This window comes from Kitasatospora sp. SUK 42 (assembly GCF_015776785.2).
Taxonomy (GTDB): Bacteria; Actinomycetota; Actinomycetes; order Streptomycetales; family Streptomycetaceae; genus Kitasatospora.
Genome location: NZ_LFMD02000002.1, coordinates 362075 through 380294, shown reverse-complemented (window position 1 = coordinate 380294; position 18220 = coordinate 362075). Strand labels below are relative to the sequence as shown.

General features: G+C 72.4%; 16 protein-coding genes and 1 tRNA gene. 11 read left to right on the top strand and 6 right to left on the bottom strand.

What is annotated here, in order from left to right:
• The coding region (locus tag RZ50_RS01595) for a transposase (RefSeq protein WP_217680185.1) at positions 1-187 on the top strand (187 nt) is incomplete at its 5' end.
• Positions 188-360: 173 nt separating this feature from the next.
• On the opposite strand, the gene RZ50_RS01590 is transcribed toward RZ50_RS01595, so the two are convergent.
• Positions 361-1752 (bottom strand): aldehyde dehydrogenase family protein, encoded by a 1392-nt coding sequence (locus RZ50_RS01590; RefSeq protein WP_254801948.1) that lies wholly within the window; start codon positions 1750-1752, stop codon positions 361-363.
• 59 nt (positions 1753-1811) lie between these two features.
• On the opposite strand from RZ50_RS01590, the gene RZ50_RS01585 reads away from it, so the two are divergent.
• Entirely contained in the window at positions 1812-2468 is a 657-nt protein-coding gene (locus RZ50_RS01585) for a TetR/AcrR family transcriptional regulator (protein ID WP_196948707.1), read from the top strand.
• Between the two features lie 24 nt (positions 2469-2492).
• On the top strand, positions 2493-2978 hold the full coding sequence (locus tag RZ50_RS01580) for an SRPBCC family protein (RefSeq protein WP_254801947.1): 486 nt from the start codon (positions 2493-2495) through the stop codon (positions 2976-2978).
• An 18-nt stretch (positions 2979-2996) separates the two neighbouring features.
• On the opposite strand, the gene RZ50_RS01575 is transcribed toward RZ50_RS01580, so the two are convergent.
• Complete coding sequence (locus RZ50_RS01575) at positions 2997-4169, bottom strand: MFS transporter (RefSeq protein WP_254801946.1); 1173 nt, start codon at positions 4167-4169, stop codon at positions 2997-2999.
• Between the two features lie 152 nt (positions 4170-4321).
• Between RZ50_RS01575 and RZ50_RS01570 the strand changes: the two genes are divergently transcribed.
• Positions 4322-5242 (top strand): helix-turn-helix transcriptional regulator, encoded by a 921-nt coding sequence (locus RZ50_RS01570; protein ID WP_196948708.1) that lies wholly within the window; start codon positions 4322-4324, stop codon positions 5240-5242.
• Here RZ50_RS01570 and RZ50_RS01565 read toward each other — a convergent pair.
• The gene (locus tag RZ50_RS01565) at positions 5200-5544 is read right to left on the bottom strand and encodes a DoxX family protein (RefSeq protein WP_196948709.1); all 345 of its coding nucleotides are present in this window, start codon (positions 5542-5544) and stop codon (positions 5200-5202) included. The genes RZ50_RS01570 and RZ50_RS01565 overlap by 43 nt on opposite strands.
• Positions 5545-5677: 133 nt before the next feature.
• Between RZ50_RS01565 and RZ50_RS01560 the strand changes: the two genes are divergently transcribed.
• Positions 5678-6565, top strand: a complete 888-nt coding sequence (locus RZ50_RS01560; protein ID WP_196948710.1) for a LysR family transcriptional regulator — start codon at positions 5678-5680, stop codon at positions 6563-6565.
• 201 nt (positions 6566-6766) lie between these two features.
• Here the strand turns inward: RZ50_RS01560 and RZ50_RS01555 are convergent, their stop codons facing one another.
• A complete protein-coding gene (locus tag RZ50_RS01555) occupies positions 6767-8308 on the bottom strand; it encodes an AMP-binding protein (protein WP_196948711.1) in 1542 nt (513 codons plus the stop codon).
• 255 nt (positions 8309-8563) lie between these two features.
• Between RZ50_RS01555 and RZ50_RS01550 the strand changes: the two genes are divergently transcribed.
• Positions 8564-8647, top strand: a tRNA-Leu gene (locus RZ50_RS01550).
• A gap of 117 nt (positions 8648-8764) precedes the next feature.
• On the opposite strand, the gene RZ50_RS01545 is transcribed toward RZ50_RS01550, so the two are convergent.
• Positions 8765-9034 (bottom strand): hypothetical protein, encoded by a 270-nt coding sequence (locus RZ50_RS01545; protein ID WP_196948712.1) that lies wholly within the window; start codon positions 9032-9034, stop codon positions 8765-8767.
• Positions 9035-9409: 375 nt separating this feature from the next.
• On the opposite strand from RZ50_RS01545, the gene RZ50_RS01540 reads away from it, so the two are divergent.
• Entirely contained in the window at positions 9410-9799 is a 390-nt protein-coding gene (locus tag RZ50_RS01540) for a peptidoglycan-binding protein (protein WP_196948713.1), read from the top strand.
• A gap of 127 nt (positions 9800-9926) precedes the next feature.
• On the opposite strand, the gene RZ50_RS01535 is transcribed toward RZ50_RS01540, so the two are convergent.
• Positions 9927-10079 (bottom strand): hypothetical protein, encoded by a 153-nt coding sequence (locus RZ50_RS01535; RefSeq protein WP_374199856.1) that lies wholly within the window; start codon positions 10077-10079, stop codon positions 9927-9929.
• A gap of 99 nt (positions 10080-10178) precedes the next feature.
• Here RZ50_RS01535 and RZ50_RS29635 point away from each other — a divergent pair, with 99 nt between their 5' ends.
• From RZ50_RS29635 to RZ50_RS01520, 4 genes are all read left to right on the top strand, one after another.
• Complete coding sequence (locus RZ50_RS29635; RefSeq protein WP_256463657.1) at positions 10179-10307, top strand: hypothetical protein; 129 nt, start codon at positions 10179-10181, stop codon at positions 10305-10307.
• A complete protein-coding gene (locus RZ50_RS01530) occupies positions 10307-11023 on the top strand; it encodes a response regulator transcription factor (protein WP_196948714.1) in 717 nt (238 codons plus the stop codon). The genes RZ50_RS29635 and RZ50_RS01530 overlap by 1 nt, the downstream gene beginning before the upstream one ends.
• A 253-nt stretch (positions 11024-11276) precedes the next feature.
• The gene (locus RZ50_RS01525; protein ID WP_196948715.1) at positions 11277-11603 is read left to right on the top strand and encodes a putative quinol monooxygenase; all 327 of its coding nucleotides are present in this window, start codon (positions 11277-11279) and stop codon (positions 11601-11603) included.
• A 286-nt stretch (positions 11604-11889) separates the two neighbouring features.
• On the top strand, positions 11890-18174 hold the full coding sequence (locus RZ50_RS01520; protein WP_196948716.1) for a DNRLRE domain-containing protein: 6285 nt from the start codon (positions 11890-11892) through the stop codon (positions 18172-18174).
• Positions 18175-18220 lie beyond the last annotated feature (46 nt).

Genomic DNA, 18220 nt, shown 5'->3' with positions numbered 1-18220 from the left:
CCTGCCCTTCCTGCACGCCTATGCCACCGGCCTCGAGCGCGACCGCGCCGGCGTCGACGCCGCTCTCACCCTGCCCTGGCACAACGGCCGCACCGAGGGCGTCAACAACAAGATCAAGCTGCTCAAGCGGCAGACGTACGGCCGCGCCGGACACCGCCTCCTACGCCAGCGCATTCTCCTCAGCTGACACCAGAGCCCAGGGCGATCAACAGCTACGAAAATCTTGTAAGAGCCGAATTCATGACACTCCCCGGGCTGGCGGATGGCTTGCCTGCGAGTGCGGTGTGTCAGCGGTGGTGATTGTAGGTGTGGAGCCAGTCGGGGTGGGCGTCTCGGCGGTCCTGTGCCGTCGACCGGCCGTCAGAGGAAGCGGCGGAGGAGGCGGTTCTTGAGGGGGGTGAAGGGCGGGTAGGCGAGGCGGAGGGGGTCGGCGAGGAGGGGCTTGTCGAGGACGGCCTTCTGGTGGCTGAAGGTGTCGATGGAGTGGCGGCCGTGGTAGCGGCCGAGGCCGCTCTCGCCGACGCCGCCGAAGGGGAGGCCCGGGATGGCGATGTGGGCGTTGGGGGCGCCGAAGTTGAGGGCGCCGGAGGAGGTTTCGGTGGTGAGACGGCGCCTGGTGGCGGGGGAGGCGGTGAAGGCGTAGAGGGCGAGGGGCTTGTCGCGGGCGGTGATGAAGGCGATGGCGGCGTCGAGGTCGGGGACGCGGATGATCGGGAGGACGGGGCCGAAGATCTCCTCGCGCATCACCGGGGCGTCCGGGGCGACGTCGGCGAGGACGGTCGGGGCGAGGTAGCGGTCGGCGCGGTCGTGGTCGCCGCCGGTGACGATGCGGCCGTCGGAGAGCAGGGCGGTGAGCCGGTCGAAGTGGCGTTCGTTGACGATGCGGCCGTAGTCGGGGCTCCGGGCGGGCTCGGTGCCGTACATCTCGCGGATCGCGGTGGTGAGGTGGGCTTCGAGTGCGGCGGCCGTGTCGCCGATGGCGAGGACGTAGTCGGGGGCGACGCAGGTCTGGCCGGCGTTCATGAACTTGCCCCAGGCGATGCGGCGGGCGGCCGTGGCGAGGTCGGTGCCGGGCTCGACGACGACGGGGCTCTTGCCGCCCAGTTCCAGGGTGACCGGGGTGAGGTGGCGGGCGGCGGCGGTCATCACGACGCGGGCGACGGTGCCGTTGCCGGTGTAGAAGACGTGGTCGAAGCGCTGTTCCAGGAGGGCGGTGGTCTCCGGCACCCCGCCCTCGACGACGGCGACGGCCTGCCGGTCGAGGGTGCGGGGCAGCCAGTGGGCGAGCAGCGCCGAGGTGGCGGGGGCGAGTTCGCTGGGCTTGACCACCGCGCAGTTGCCGGCGGCGATCGCACCGACCAGCGGGGCGAGGGCGAGTTGCAGCGGGTAGTTCCAGGGGGCGATGACCAGCACCGTGCCGAGCGGCTCGCGCACCGTACGGGCCCGGGCGGGCTGCAGGGCGAGCGGCACCGGGGCGCGGCGCGGGCGCAGCCAGCGGTCGAGGTGGCGCAGGGTGTGGTCGATCTCGTTGACGGTGAAGCCGATCTCGGTGGTGTAGGCCTCGGTGGTGCTCTTCCGGAGATCGGTGTGCAGGGCGGCCGCGAAGGCGGCCTCCTGCTCGACCAGCAGGCGCCGCAGGGCGCGCAGTTGGGCCTTGCGCCAGGCGAGGGGTTTGGTCCGACCCGTGGCGAAGGTGGCGTTGAGACGGGCGACGGTGGCCGCCGGGTCGGCGGTGAGGGTGTCGGTGCTCATGCCTTCGAGCATAAACGAAACGAAACGATTTCGTTTCTACTTTCGGTAGGCTGGTCGGCATGACCGCCAGCACGCCCCCGTCCCAGCCCGCCGAGCCCCCGCCGCGCCGGGGCCGCCCCCGCGACGCGGCCCGGGACCGGGCGCTGCTGGACGCCACGCTCGCCGTCCTCGCGGAGAACGGCTACGGCGGGCTGACCACCGCCGCGGTGGCGGCCAGGGCCGGGGTGTCCACGGCGACCCTCTACCGGCGCTGGTCGTCCAAGGAGGAGCTGGTGATCGCCGCCGCCGCGCTGTACGGGGAGGACCCGTACGCGCCGCCGGAGACCGGCAGCCTGGAGGGCGACCTGCGGGTCGTGCTGCGGGACAAGGCCGCCGCCATGACCGGTGAGAGCGGCCGGCTGATGCGCGCCCTGATCGGCGAGGCCGCCCACAACACCGCCCTGGCGGACGCGCTGGTGCGGGCCTTCCTGCGGCCGGTGTACGGGCGGGTGGCGGAGGTCGTGCGGAGCGCGGTCGAGCGGGGGGAGATCCCGCCGGTCGCGGACGCGGACGTGGACCTGCTCGGCGAGGTGGTGGTCGGCCCGGTGATGACCCGCTTCCTGCTCACCCCCCGACTGCCGCAGGACGTCGACGCGATCACCGCCCGGGAGACCGCCGACCGCCTGCTGCCCTTCGCGCTGCGGGCGGTCGGCGGCGGGACCGAACGGACGAACTGAACGCAGATCGGGAGGAGCACCCCCATGCCCTGGTTCACGCTCGAACACTTCGACGCGTCCTTCTTCGAGACGGCGCCGCACCGCCACTCGTACCCCATGGACCTGCCGGTGTCACCGGAGGCGGTGTGGCGGGGACTGGCCGACGACGCGCCCCTGTCCTGGTGCCGCGGCCTGAGCGGCGGCCGCTACACCTCGCCCCCGCCGCACGGCGTCGGCACGACCCGCGAGATCACCGCGCTGCGCGCGCTGCACCTGCGGGAGGAGTTCGTGCGCTGGGAGGAGGGGTCGCGGCACTCCTTCTGCGTCACCGCGGCCTCCCTGCCGCTGTTCCGCCGCTTCGGTGAGGACTACCTCGTCGAGCCCACCCCGACGGGCACCCGCTTCACCTGGACCTTCGCCTTCGAGCCGAACCCGCTGCTCGCCCGCCCGGCGACCCTGACGGACTTCCCGGGCACGGCCTTCCTGCGGACGCTGATCGCGGACACCAGGCGGCACTTCGGAGCCGCCTGAGCGACCGTGTGGCGCGCGTCAGCTGCTCCACGCGGGGGAACCGGCCCGGCGCCGGCCGGCGGCCACCGAGAGGCCGAAGACCAGCAGGCCGAGGGCGGTCATCGCGGCGCCGGCCAGGTTGGTGGCCGAGTAGGGGCCGCCGTGCGAGATGACGGCGGCGCCGAGCAGGGAGCCGAGGGTGATGCCCGCGCCGAAGGCGGCGGTGTTCGCGGTGCCGACCAGCGCGGACTCGCGGCCCGCGACCCGCAGTACGTAGGCCTGGGTGGGGGTGAGCAGGCCGAAGCCGCAGAAGCCGAGGAGGAACAGGGTGGCGACGGCCGCCCCCCGGTGGTGGACGGTGGCGGAGAACAGGGCGAGCGAGAGGGTGAGGGCCGCCAGCAGGGCGGCCGTGGTCGGGACGAGGGCGCGGTCGGCGGCCCGCCCGGCCGTCCAGTTGCCCGCGACCAGCCCGGCGCCGTAGACCGCGAGCAGCCACACCACGTCGCCGGTGCCGAAGCCGGTCACCTCGGTCAGCATCGGCTGGACGAAGGTGAAGGAGGCGAACAGCCCGCCGAAGCCGATCGCCGTCGCCGCGAGGGCCAGCCAGAGCCGCAGGTCGGCGAAGACGGCCAGCTCGGCGCGGAGCGAGATCCCGCCGGTGGACTCCTCCGAGCCGCGGGGGAGGAGCAGCAGCAGGCCGAGCAGCCCGACCGCGCCCAGCACCGCGACCAGGACGAACGCCCCGCGCCAGCCCCAGGCCTGCCCGGCCAGGGTGCCGATCGGCAGGCCCAGCACATTGGCCAGGCTCAGCCCGGTGAACACCAGGGCGATCGCCGCGCCCTGCCGGGCCGCCGGGACGAGCCGGGAGGCCACCACCGAGGCGACGCCGAAGAAAGCGGTGTGGGTGCACGCGGTGAGGAAACGGGCGGCCAGCAGCGGCCCGAAGCCCGGGGCGAGCGCCGAGGCGAGGTTCCCGGCGGTGAACAGCAGCATCAGCAGCACCAGCAGCCGCCGGCTGCGCATCCGCAGGGTGAGCAGGGCGAGCACCGGCCCGCAGGCCTGGCCGACGGCGTAGGCGGTGGTGACCAGCCCTGCCCGGGCGACGGTCACGTCGAAGTCGGCGGCCAGGGCGGTCAGCAGGCCGTTGGTGACGAACTCGGTGGTGCCGATGGCGAAGGCGCTCAGGGCGAGCGCGAGCAGGGCTGGGGGCATGGCGACGGGACGTCCTCGGGCCGGAGGGGCGGGGTACGGAGCCATGTTTCGGCGGCGCCCGGTGCCGCAGCCAGCCACCCGCCGTTCCTACTACTCGCAGGGTCACCCACCGTGCTGGCCTGCGGAAACCTTCCGCCCTACGCTCGGGAGACATGGGAAGCAAGGGGAGTCAGGGAAGCGAGGGAAGCGGCAGCGAACTGGGCGAGTTCCTGCGCCTGCGCCGCGCCGCCGTCACCCCGGCCGAACTGGACCTGCGGGTGCCGTCCGAGCACCGGCGGGTGGCCGGGCTGCGCCGGGAGGAGCTGGCCGGGCTGGCGGGCATCAGCCTGGCCTACTACACCCGGCTGGAACAGGGCCGCAGCACCAACGCCTCGGACCAGGTGCTGGACGCGATCGCCCGCGTCCTACGGCTGGACGCCACCCAGCGCGCCCACCTCTACGACCTCGCCCGCCGCCCGCCCCGGGCCGTCCGGCGCCGGCCCCCGGCCGAGCAGCCGCACCCGCGCTCGGTGCAACTCCTCGAAGCGCTGCACCACCTGCCCGCGCTGCTGCTCGGGCGGCGCAACGACGTGCTGGCCTGGAACCCGCTCGGCCATGCCCTGCTCGCCGGCCACCTGCCGTACGAGGCACCGGCCGACCCGGCCACCCGGCCGTCGATGAGCCGGATGCTGTTCCTGGACCCGCACACCCGCGAGCTCGAACGGGACTGGGAGCACTACGCCCGCACCCACGTCGGCTATCTGCGGCTCGTCGCCGGCCGCTACGGGGAGGACCGCGCGCTGGCCGAGCTGATCGGCGAACTCACCATGAAGAGCCAGGAGTTCGCCGCCTGGTGGGCCGGCGGAAACGTCCGGGAGTGCACCTTCGGCAGCCGGGTGCTGGACCACCCGGTGGTCGGGCCGGTGGAGGTGACGTACCAGGTGTGGCTCCAACCCGACCGGCCGGACCACCGGTTGGAGCTCTACACCCCCGGCCCGGACCCGGCCGCGGCGGACGCCCTGGCCCTGCTGGAGGGGAGGCTGGAGCCGCCTCAGACGGCGAGGGCGAGCGTGGCGACGGCCAGGGCGAGGTAGGCGCCCGGGAAGTAGATGTTGTGGAGGACCCGGGTCCGCACGTGGGTGGCCACGGCGCCGACGTAGAACAGCACCAGGCCGATCGCGGCCGCGATGCCGAGCGGCGGGTAGGCGACCAGGCCGAGCAGCAGCCCGGCGGCCCCGGCCGCCTTGGCGCCGGCGAGCCACGGGATCCAGGTCCTCGGCACGTTCACCTCGGCGGAGTTGGCCAGGACGAACCGGGCTCCGGCGAAGTCGGCGGCGGCGATTCCGGCGTTGGCCGCGATGGTGAGGACGGCGACGATCACATAGGCGGTGGACACGGCGGTTCCTTCTTGCTGGGGAGGGCTTTCGGGGAGGGATTTCGGGGAGGGCTCTCCTCGGGTGTTCCCTCGCCGTCCAGCCTCGTCAGCGCCCCCGGCTTGCGTCCAATACCTGCTTCCATAACCTGATGGAATGGATGTGGACATTCGGCTGCTGCGCACCTTCGCCGCCGTCGCGGAGGAGGGCAGCCTGACCCGCGCGGCCGAGCGGCTGTTCGTCTCCCAGCCCGCTCTCACCAAGCAGATCCGGCAGCTGGAGAACCGGCTCGGCGTTCCGCTGTTCGTACGGTCCCGGGCCGGGATGACGCTCACCGCGGCGGGCCGCGCCCTGGCGGCGCGGGCGCCCGGGCTGCTGGCCGACTGGGACGCGGCGCTGCGCGAGACCAGGCGCACGGCGAGCCGGGCCGAGCGGGTGCTGCGGGTCGGCTACCTGGCCAGCGCCGCCAACGAGGCCACCCCGCGCATCGTGGCCGAGTTCACCCGCCGCCACCCGGGCTGGCGGGTCGACATGCTGCACGCCACCTGGTCCGATCCGACGGCCGGCCTCGGCGCGGGGGACGTCGACGCGGCCCTGCTGCGGCTGCCGTTCCCCGGGCAGGAGCGGCTGCGGGTGGCCGAACTGTCCACCGAACCCCGCTGGGTCGCGCTGCCCTCGGCGCACCCGTTGGCCGACCGCGCGGAGATCGCCTTCCGGGAGCTGTGGGACGAGCCCTTCGTCGCCGCCCCCGCCGAGACCGGCCGCTGGCGGGACTACTGGCTCGCCGCCGACGAGCGCGAGGGGCACCCCGTCCGGATCGGCGCCGTCGTCGACCACCCCGACGACTGGCTCAGTGCGATCGCCAACGGTTACGGGGTCGCTCTCGCCCCGGAGTCCACCGCCCGCTTCTACGCCCGCCCCGGCATCGTCTACCGGCCCGTCAGCGGCGTCAGCCCCAGCCGGATCGGCGTCGGCTGGGCGCCGGAGGACGACGGCAACCCGGTGGTGCGGGACTTCGTGCGCTGCTGCCGGGAGAACACCTGAGGGAGGGGTGGCGGCCCTCAGCGCCGCCACCCCGTTGGCTTCTCGGCAGCCGGGCGGGGGTTCGTTGAGCCAAACCCCGCTTGGGAGTGAAACCGGGTGGGGATCCGCGCCGGTTTCGGTGGGGGTTCGGTGTTCGTCGCTCCGAGCGGCCCGTCGCCCCGAGCGGTCCGTAGCCCCGAACGGCCCGTCGCCCGAGGGCTCTCAGCCGGTCACGGACTGGCGCAGCCGCTTCTTGTCCGGCTTGCCGACCGCCGTCAGCGGGATCTCGTCGACCAGGTGCAGGACCTCCGGCGCGTAGATCCGCCCCTTGCGGGCCGTGACGAACGCTTGGACCTCGTCCAGCTCCGGCCGCTGCCCCGGCGCGGGGACGACGGCGACGTGCACGTGCTCCGCCTGCTGCTCGTCGCGCACCCCGAAGACGGCGCACTGGGCGATCGCCGGGTGGGTGACGAGGAGGTCCTCCACCTCGGACGGGTAGACGTGCCCGCCGACCACGATGATCAGGTCCTTGGCCCGGTCGGCCAGGTAGAGGTAGCCGTCCTCGTCGAAGTAGCCGACGTCGCCGGTGTTCAGCCAACCGTCCCGCAGCACCTGGGCGGTGAGCTCGGGCTGCTTCCAGTACCCGGCCATGAGGGTGTCCGAGTGGATGTGGACCTCGCCCTGCTCCCCGGTCGGCAGCACGGTGCCGTCGACGTCGCGGATCTCCACCTCGGTGTCGGGAGCCGGTCGGCCGACCGAGACCTGGCCGCCGTGGCCGATCCGGTGGTGCTCCTCGGGGAGGAGCACGGAGATCAGCTGCGCCTCCGACATCCCGTAGACGCCGATCAGGACCGGACCGAACACCTTGAGCGCCTCGCGCACCCGGGTCGGCGAGGAGGCGCTGCCCCCGTAGAGGATCCTCCGCAGGCTGGACAGGTCGGTGCGGCCGATCGCCGGGTGGTCGAGCAGCCGGTGGAGCAGCGGCGGCAGCACCCACAGGTCGGTGATGCGCTCGCGCTCGATCGCGGCCAGCACGTCGCCGGGCTCGAAGGTGCGCTGGAGGACCACCAGGCCGCCGTGGTGGAGCGTCAGATCGGAGAAGATTCCGGCGAGATGGGCGAGCGCGGTGGCCGCGACGAAGCGGGGCGGCTCGCCCTGACCGCCACCGGCGAGGAACGGGACGTCGAACATCCCCCGGTAGGGGCCGTGCAGGCTGAGGATGCCCTTCGGGATCCCGGTGGTGCCGCCGGTGTGGCGGATGCCCAGGTCGTCGTCCGGCCTGATCCGGACGGCCGGCGGTTCGGCGGGGCGGTTCGCGGAGGCGGCGATCACGTCGGCGCCGACCGAATCAGGGCCCGGGCCCAGGGAGAGGACGGTCGGCACGGAGAGCAGGGGGAGCAACTCGGCGGCGGCCTCGAACCGTTCGGCGTCCACGAGGAGGACGGTGGTGTCGACGCTCGCCACGATCTCGGCCAGGACCGGGACGCTCATGCCGTCGTACAGGCTCACCACCCGGGCGCCCGCGAGGTTGGCCGCGTACCGGGCGACGAGCGCCTCGGGGGTGTTGCCGGTGAGCAGGGTGACGGTGGCGCCGCGGCCGACGCCCCGGGCGATCAGCTCGTGGGAGAGGCGGTAGGCCGTGGTGGCGAGCTCGCCCGCGGTGACGTCGACCCCGTCGGCGGTGACGACGGCCCGCCGGTCGGGATCGGAGGAGAGGGACTGGAGGATCAGGGCGGGGGCGCTGACGAACTCCGCGTCGGGCATGGCCACTTCTTCTGTGTAGTTTGCAACCATGCTCGACAGGCTAACTCCACTTGCCGTGCGACACCGGCGAGTTCGAGCCATGCCGCACAGGAAGTCGGACGGGCCGACTTCCTGTGCGGCGGACGTCGTGCGGAGGTCGAGACGGCCGGGGTCGGCGAGGGCGGTGGGGCGGCTGGATCCCGGATGGCGACCGTCCATCCCGGGGTGGTCAGAAGCACCCCTCCAGATGGTCTATGCTTAACCCATCACCCAGATGCGCGGGTGGCGGAATAGGCAGACGCGCTGGATTCAGGTTCCAGTGCCCGAAAGGGCGTGGGGGTTCAACTCCCCCCTCGCGCACAGAGAACGGCCGGTCGATCCTCGGATCGACCGGCCGTTTTGTTGTTCGGAGAAGTGGACCGCGGCCGTCCCTGGAGCGGCCGGGAGGGTCTCATGCCTCCGGTGGTGCGGGCTTCGTCAGCCGTTCTGCCAGGTGGCGCCCGAGCCGTTGAACGCGCCGGAGACGCCGGTGCTGTCGGACCAGATCCAGAAGTCGGTGTGCTGGAGTCCGTCGGCGTTGACGACGGAGTTCGCGTCCGCGACGCCGGCGCCGTTCTGGTTGGCGACGAACTGTCCCTTGCCGAAGTTCGCGTCCAGGCCTTCCTGGGCCGAGGCGAGGCCGGCACAGCCGATCACGAGCGGGGCGGTGAGAGCGCTGACGGCCAGGACACGCTTGAAAGCGCGCATGAGGGTTTCCTCCGTGGAATTGAAGTGGGTAGTGGCAGCACCGGTGGGCCCCGCCGGAATCCAGACAGCCATGCGCCGCTACCGTTCGCAAGCGAACGCCACACTCGAACGGACCTAGCGGGGCATCAGAAACCCGCACCCACCTGCGGAAAAGCCGATTGGGTGATCATCATTCAAGGTCGTTCGGGCGGAGCAGACCTCGCGATCGTGGGCCGGTCCCCGGGGCCACTGCAAGGCATTCGGCCAGGAACGAATTCCTGGCTTCGGAGCCCCGAGCGGAGCATCGTCGTCTGCGGCGAAGCCAAGCCGGCGCCGCGGCGGAGAACGAGATCCGCAGGGCACCGGCATCCGTGCGAACCCGAGGAGAGACCGATCATGCGCATCAACACCTGGACGCGCCGTACCGCCGCCCTGGCCCTGGGCGCGGCCGCCGCCGTCGCCCTGACCGCCGGTTCCGCCAGCGCCGCGAGCAGCCTCTCGTCGGGCAGCTACGGCTCGGCCGTCGGCTGCCTCCAGCAGGCCCTCGACTACGTGGACAGCGCGGGCCTGAAGGTCGACAACGACTTCGGCAGCCTCACCTACAACGCCGTCGTGCACTACCAGCACGGGCACAGCCTGAGCCCGGACGGCGTCGTCGGCCCGGCCACCGGCGGCGCCCTCAAGAACGACGTCCGCAACGCCTACTACGCCGCGAACCGCGCCGGCGACCCGTCCGGGATCTACGGCTCCTGGCTGACCAACTGCAGCGGTCAGCTCCCGGGCTGACGCCACACCCCGGAGCGGACGCACCCGGCCCGGTGAACGAACGAGGGACCCGGCACCGGATGAATGGTGCCGGGTCCCTCGTCTTCCTTCCCCTGTCCGTCTCAACGGAGCCCGGGGGACGTGTGGTTCAGCGGCAGAGGGCCGTGTCCACGACGCCCTCCAGGCGCTCGGTGACCGCCCCGTCGTCAGGGATGGCGGTCACGGCGATGCTGACGGCGCGGCCGTCGTCGGTGGCTCCGCCCCGGGTCTCGTACCCCGGGATGTCGCCGCCGTGGCCCATGGGTTCCGGGGGCGTGGGCGCACATCGCGGAAAGGCGGGAAAGGGCGCTCCCTCGATCGGGGGAGGCCATCGTCGAGCCACCCGGCCATACTGGCGATCATGATCAGGGGAATCCGGCCGCTGCTGCGCGGCTCCACGTGTGCGGGTGCGCTGTTCGCCTACTGCGGCGCGGTCGCGAGCCTCTCGCTGCCGCCGGTCGCCGTGCCGCCGGTCCGGGTGGCGGCGTGATGCACTCCGACGTGACCCCCTCCGGCGCAGGCGAGAGCGCGACCACCGGCGCCCCCGTCACCCTCCTGATCGCGGACGACGACGAGGTGACCCGCAGCGGTCTGCGCACCCTGCTAGCGGTCCAGCCGGGGATCGCGGTGGTCGGCGAGGCCGCCGACGGCGTCGCGGCGGTCGAGCAGGCGCGGCGGCTGCGTCCGGACGTGGTCCTGATGGACGTGCGGATGCCGCGCCTCAACGGGATCGAGGCCACCCGCCAACTGCTGGCCGAGCCGGCCGGGTCGGCCGAGCCGCCGAAGGTCGTGGTGATCACCACCTTCGAGAACGACGGCTACGTCACCGCCGCGCTCAGCGCGGGCGCCAGCGGCTTCGTGCTCAAGCGGCTGCCGGTCCGGCAGATCGCGGAGGCGGTGCGGGTGGCGGCGGCCGGGGAGGCGATCCTCTTCCCGGCCGCACTGCGCCGGATGGTCGCCGCCCGCCCGCTGGGCTCCGCCGAGGCCCTGCCGAGGGCGGCGCTGACGGGGCGGGAGGAGGAGGTGCTGCGGCTGATGGCCACCGGTCTGTCCAACCCGGAGATCGCGGAGTCGCTCACGGTGAGCCTGGAGACGGTGAAGACGCACGTCGGAAACGTGCTGACCAAGCTCGGCGCGCAGAACCGGACCCACGCGGTGGTGATCGCGTACGAGTCCGGCCTGGTGGTGCCGGGCTTCACCGGCTGACCCCGCCGGACGGAGGGCGGACGCTCTTCCGTGTGTCACGGGTGCGAGGCCCCGCTCGCGGTGGTCGTGGTGTGCCTGCCACCCCTGGTGTCCGTCATGTTCTCGCGGCACCGCCACCGGAGCGGCTCTGTGGCACGTGTTGTCTCCTGCGTCGCAGGCCATTCGTCTGACCTGCGACGATTGCCACCGTGCTCGCTGAGCAGCTGTCCCCGTCCGTACCGCCACGTGTGAACGTGGAGCGAAAGGAATTCCCATGATCTTCATTACGGTCAAGTTCGCGGTTCGCCCCGAGCGCGCCGACGGCTGGCTCGATCTCGTCGACGAGTTCACCCAGGCCACCCGCAACGAGCCCGGCAACCTCTTCTTCGAGTGGTCCCGCAGCGTCGACGACCCCAACGAGTTCGTCCTGGTCGAGGCGTTCCGCGACGGCGACGCGGGCAAGGAGCACGTGGAGTCCGCGCACTTCGTCAAGGCCATGGACGACCTGTCGTACGCGGTGGCCACCAAGCCGCGGATCGTCTCGATCGACATCCCCGGCATGGACGGCTGGGGGGAGATGGGCGAGATCACCCCCCGGTGACCACCGGAACGGCCGGTCGATCCTCGGATCGGCCGGCCGTTCTGCTGTCCGCACGCGGCTGAACGCCGGTGGCGCCCTCGGGCGGTGGCCCTCCTCCGCCGGCAGGAGGTGATTCGGGCCAAACGGCCGGTTCCATGATCCATTTGTCACGGGTCGATCAAGATTGCCTTTCCATTGCTCTCTCATGACTCCCTCTTGATCTGATGTGTCGTCATATGTCGGCTTTGTCGGTCCTTACGATCCTCGGTCGGGTCGCATGTAGCGGCTTGTCGACAAGGAGTCATGAATGTACGGACACATACCAATCAGGGTGGTGAGCGGCTCACTCGCCCTGGCGGTGGCGGTCTCCGTCCTGGCGGGGTCGGAGGTCGCCTTCGCGGCGCCCCCGCAGTCGGGCAGAACCGGCGACAGTGCCGCAAAGCCCTTCGCCACCACGGCCGCTGACATCCCCTCGGCCAGGGTCGCGGCCCGGCTCTCGGGTCAGCGGGTCGAAGCGCTCTCCGAGCGCACCGAGACCTCCACCACCTGGGTGAACAAGGACGGTTCGCTCACCACCGAGCTCAGCGCGGGTCCGATCCGGTTCCGCCGTGACGGTGCCCCGAGCGGGAACACGGGCAAGGACGCCGCCGACTGGGTCGACGTCGACCTCGCCCTCCAGACCGGCGTCGACGGCTCGGTGGCCCCCAAGGCGCACCCCAACGGCCTGAAGCTGGCCGGCTCCGGCGGCACCCGGGCCCGCAGCTACGCCGAGTCGCAGTCCGCCAAGGGCGAGGACCGCACCCTGGTCACCCTCGGCCGGGGCGACCAGCAGGTCGAGCTCCAGTGGAAGGGCGGCCTGCCCAAGCCCGAGCTGGACGGCACCAGGGCGACCTACAAGGACGCCATCAGCGACGGCGCCGCCGACCTCGTCGTGGAGGCCACCCGCACCGGCTTCGAGCAGTACACGATCCTCAAGCAGCGCCCCAGCACGGCCGGTTACTCGTACACCATGCCGCTCAAGGCCAAGGGCCTGAAGGCGGAGGCGCAGCCGGACGGCGGCGTGCTGTTCACCGACACCGCCTCCGGCGAGCAGCGCGCGGTGCTGCCCGCCCCGGTGATGTGGGACTCCACCGTCGACGACATCGCGGGCGCCCGCAGCCGCAAGGCCAAGGTCGACCTCAAGGTCGTGCAGCACGGCGAGAACATCGACCTGGTGTTCACCCCGGACGCCGCCTTCCTGGCCGACCCGAAGACCAAGTACCCGGTGACGGTCGACCCGTCCACCACCGGCCTCGGCAACGTCTTCGACACCTACGTCCAGAGGGGCGAGACGGTCGACTGGTCGGCCGACACCGAGCTCGACCTGGGCAACCCGGGCACCAAGAACGCCGACGGCACCTCCCGCGAGGCCCGCTCCTTCATCACCTGGGACACCGCGCCGATCGCCGACGCGCTGGTGATGAACGCGCAGCTGTCGCTGTGGGAGTTCCACGCCGGCAACAGCGACTGCCTGCCGTACGCCTGGGAGGTCTGGGACACCGGCCGCCCCACCACCGGCTCGCGCTGGACGGCCCAGCCGGCCTGGAACAGCAAGCAGTCGACCTCCACCGAGACCAAGGGCCGTGCCGGCTGCGGCGGCGCGGGCTGGGTCAACGCGGACGTCACCAACCTCGTCCAGACCTGGACCTCGGCGAAGAACAGCCTGTCCAGCATGGGCCTGCGCGCCCCGGACGAGGTCAACACCAAGTTCTGGAAGCAGTTCAACTCGGCCAACGCCTCCGGCAACGTGCCGAAGCTGACGGTCACGTACAACTACCGCCCGCGCACCGGCACCGACCAGCAGGCCGGCTCGCCGTTCTACAAGGACGCGGCCGGGATGTGGTGGGTCAACTCGACCACCCCGACCCTGCGGGACACCTTCGTCGACCCGAACAACGACAAGGTCGACGGCACCTTCCAGATCTTCGACGACGCCACCAACGCGCAGGTCGGCAACGTGCTGGTCTCGCCGTACGTGCCGAGCGGCTCGCCCGCCTCGGTGAAGGTGCCGGCCGGCGTGCTGACCAACGGCCGGACCTACCGGTTCCGCACCTCGCCGTACGACGGCACGCACTACAACCTCGGCTGGTCGCCCTGGGCGTACTTCACCGTGGACACCTCGGCGCCCTCCGCGCCGGGCGCGGTCAGCTCCACCGACTACCCCTCCGGCCAGTGGGTCAAGGGCGCCGGGCAGAGCGGCGTCTTCACCGTGACCCCGCCGGCCGGTGACCAGAGCGCGCTGGAGTGGACGCTCGACGGCGCGAACTGGACCAAGGTCGCCACCGGCGGCACCACCACGCCCGTCAAGCTGACCGTCACCCCGGCCAAGGCGGGCACCAACACTCTCCAGGTGCGGGCGGTGGACCGGGCGGAGAACAAGTCCGAGGCCGTCTCCTACACCTTCCAGGTCGGGGCCGGTGGCGTGACCGCCCCCAACGACGGCACCCGCACCGCCGCCCGCGTCCCGCTGGTCGCGGAGGCGGACGGCGCCAAGTACAACGCGGTCGCCTACTCCTGGCGCCGCTCCGACGCCGACGCCTGGACCCAGATCCCGGCCGCCGACGTCGCCAACGGCGGTACGGCGCTCGCCTCCTGGCCGGTCGCGCTGACCGGTGGGAAGAGCCCCTCGCTGACCTGGAACGCCACCAGCACCGTCACCCCGGACGGCACCGTGCAGGTGCGCGCGGACTTCACCGGCCCGAACGGCGCGGCGGTCTCCTCCGAGCCGATCAAGGTCGTGGTGGACCGCAAGGCGGGCGGCGCGGCCACCCAGAAGGTCGGCCCGGGCGAGCTCAACCTGCTCACCGGTGACCTCACCGTCTCCGCCTCCGACGTCTCGGTGTTCGGCATGACGGTCAGCCGCACCAGCTCCTCGCGCGACCCGAAGGCCGCCGCGAGCAAGGACGGCCAGGCACCGATCTTCGGCCCGAACTGGACCTCCGGCGTCACCTCGGAGGTCTCCGCCTCCTCGTACACCGAGATCCGCAAGACCTCGGCCACCTCGCTCGACGTGGCGACCACCGAGGGCGGCACGGTCTCCTTCACCGCCAACGCGGCCGGCAACGGCTGGGTGCCCGAGCCGGGCAGCGAGGAGCTGACCCTCAAGGGCTCCTTCGCGAGCGGGGACTTCACCCTCTCCGACACCGAGGGCTCCGTCACCGCCTTCTCCAAGGTCGACCCGGCCGCCGCCACCTGGACGGTGACCTCCAGCCTGCTGGACGGCCTGGCGAACACCACGACCACGGTGATCTCCGAGAAGACCGTGGTCGGCGGGAAGACCCTCGCCCGGCCCAAGTACGTGGTCGCCCCGACCTCCGCGGCCACCGCCGCGGCCTGCGCCGCGGACGTCACCACCAAGGGCTGCCGCGTCCTGGAGTTCGTCTACGCGACCACCACCACCGCGACCGGCTACACCAACAGCACCGACTTCGGTGACTTCGCGGGCCAGGCCAGCACCGTCAAGCTGTGGGCCACCGCCCCGGGCGCGGCGGCCTCCACCGCCACCACCGTCTCCACGTACCGCTACGACCTCAACGGCTCCCTGCGCCAGGTCTGGGACCCGCGGGTCGGGGAGGCCGCCAAGACGCAGTACGCCTACGTCGGCGGCGGCGCCTCGGACGGCGCGCTGGGCGCGGTGCTCGTGCCGGGCATGAACGGCGGCTACCACATGGCGTACGGCAACGTCGCCTCCAACCCGGCCGCCGGTGACGGGATGCTGACCAAGGTGTGGACCAACACCCTCACCCCGGGCAGCGCCACCCAGGTCAACGGCACCGCCAACACGACCGTCGTCTACGGCGTGCCGACCGGCGGGGCCAACGCCCCCGAGGACCTGTCGGCCGCGGCCGGCGCCACCTGGGGCCAGAGCGACCTGCCGACCGACGCCACCGCCGTCTTCCCGGCCGACCAGGTGCCCGCGTCCAACAGCGGCGCCGACCTCAAGGCCGGCGACTACGCCCGGGCCACCGTCAGCTACCTGAACGCCTCCGGGCAGCAGGTCAACCAGGCGACCCCCGGGCACCGCATCACCACCACCGAGCGCGACAAGTGGGGCCACACGGTCCGCACGCTGACCGCCGCCAACCGCGAACTCGCCCTCGGCACCACCGACGAGGCCAAGGCCCAGCTCGCCGACCTCGGCATCGACACGCTGCCCTCGGGCGAGCGCGCCAAGCTGCTGTCCAGCAGCAGCGTCTACAGCGAGGACGGCCAGCGCGAGACCGAGAACTCGGCCCCGCTGCACCGGGTCACCCTGGCCGCCGACGCGGTCAGCGGCACCACCGCCGTCGCCAAGGCGGGCACCCAGGTGACCGCCCGCACCCGCACCGTCAAGACCTACGACGAGGGCCGCCCGAGCGACGGCACCGCCAAGGTCAAGGACCAGGTCACCACGACCGTCACCGGCGGCGCCCTGCGCGGCTGGCCGGACGTCTTCGCGGAGACCCGCACCGACAAGAACGTCTACGACTGGAACCTCGGCGTCGCGACCAAGAAGGTCCAGGACGCCGGCGGGCTCAACCTGACCACCGGCACCGGCTACGACGCCCAGGGCCGGATCACCTCCCAGTCGCTGCCCGCCTCCAGCGGCACCGACGCCGGCACCACGACCACGAGCTACTGGACCGCCACCGGCACCGGCCCCTGCGCCGGGCGCCCGGAGTGGGCCGACCTGGTCTGCCAGACCGGCCCGGCCGGCGCGGTCACCGGCGGCGGCGCCAACCCGGCGCAGCTGCCCGTCAAGACCACCCAGTACGGCCTGTTCGGGCAGACCGCGCAGACCGACGAGACGGCCAACGGGGTCACCCGCACCACCGTCATCAGCTCGGACAACGCCGGCCGCCCGGTGACCACCACGGTCAGCGGCGGCGTGGGCCCGGCGGCCCCGGCCACCACCGTCAGCTACGACCCGGCCACCGGCAAGGTCGTCAAGCAGACCTCGGCCACCGGCGGGACGATCACCAAGGCGTACGACGTGCTCGCCCGCCTGATCTCCTACACCGACGCCGACGGCGCCGTCACCACCACCGAGTACGACGCGCTGGACCGGCCGACCAAGGTCACCGACAGCTCGCCGTCCACCACCACCTACACCTACGACACCGCCGTCGAGCCGCGCGGTCTGGTCACCTCGGTGACCGACTCCGGTGCCGGCACCCTCACCGCCCGCTACAACGCGGACGGCAAGGTCGTCAGCCAGGGCCTGCCCGGCGGCTACACCAGCACCGACCGGATCGACCCGACCGGCAGCGCCGTCACCCGCACCCACACCCGCAACAGCGACGGCGTGGTGCTGGTCAACGACGCCATCACGGAGACCGTCAACGGCCAGTGGGCCACCCACACCGGCACCCCCGGCGTGACCGCGGCCCAGACGTACACCTACGACCGGGCCGGGCGCCTCACCCAGGTGCGCGACACCTCCACCGACGCCGTCTGCACCACCCGCACGTACGGCTTCGACAACAACACCAACCGCACCAGCCTGGCCACCGCCACCGCGCCGCGCGGCCAGGAGTGCTCGACGAACGGGGCCACCACCCAGACCAACAGCTACGACAGCGCCGACCGCCTGGTCAACGCGGGCTACACCTACGACGCGTTCGGCCGCACCACGGCCGTGCCCGGCAGCACGGTCGGCTACTACAACAGCGACCTGGTGCAGCAGCAGACCACCGGTTCGACCCGCTCCACCTGGACGCTGGACGCGGCGCAGCGCCTGCGCGGCATCACCAACGAGACCAACTCCGGTACCGCGTGGACGGTTTCGGGCGGCCGGACGAACCACTACGGCGCCGACGGGGACAACCCCAGCTGGATCGCCGTGGACGGCACCGCCTCGCGCAACGTGACCGGCCCGGCCGGTGACCTCGCCGCCGTGGTGCAGGGCGGCGCGACCGTCCTGCAGCTGGCCAACCTGCACGGTGACGTGACGCTCCAGCTGCCGCTGGACACAGCCGTCGCCCCGACCGTGCTCGACTACGACGAGTACGGCCAGCCCCGGGCCGGCCAGCCCACCGTCCGCTACGGCTGGATCGGCTCCAAGACGCGCTCCTCCGAGACGCCCGGCGGCGGCCTCGTCCTGATGGGCGTGCGCCTCTACCAGGGCGCCACCGGTCGCTTCCTGTCCGTCGACCCGGTCTACGGCGGCAACGCCAACGCGTACGACTACGTGTACGGCGACCCGCTGAACAAGTTCGACCTCGACGGCCGTTGGTGCATGTTCGGGAAGAACCCCAACGGCTCCTGCCGTGGTGCTCGCCAGGCCCGCCTCGTCGGCCATGCGGCCGTCTACGTGGGCGGTGGGATCGCCATCGGCTCGATGTGCGCCGCCACCGCCGTGGTCGGCTGCGTGCTCGCGGGCGGGGCCATCGCCGCCGTCGGCGGGGTCGCCGACTACGCGGTCAGCCACAACGGGTGCACCCGGGGGTGCAGCTCCAGCGGGCTCTCCGGCTCCTACGTCAAGGGGTGGTTCTCGGGAGCGGCCTACGGGTGGCTCAGCAAGGGCTTCTTCCGTGGGCCCGGGCGGCACCGCGGCCCCTGGAGGCTGTGGTGAGGGCGGTGAAGGCGTGCCGTACCGTGGCAGTTCCGGTCGAATCGTG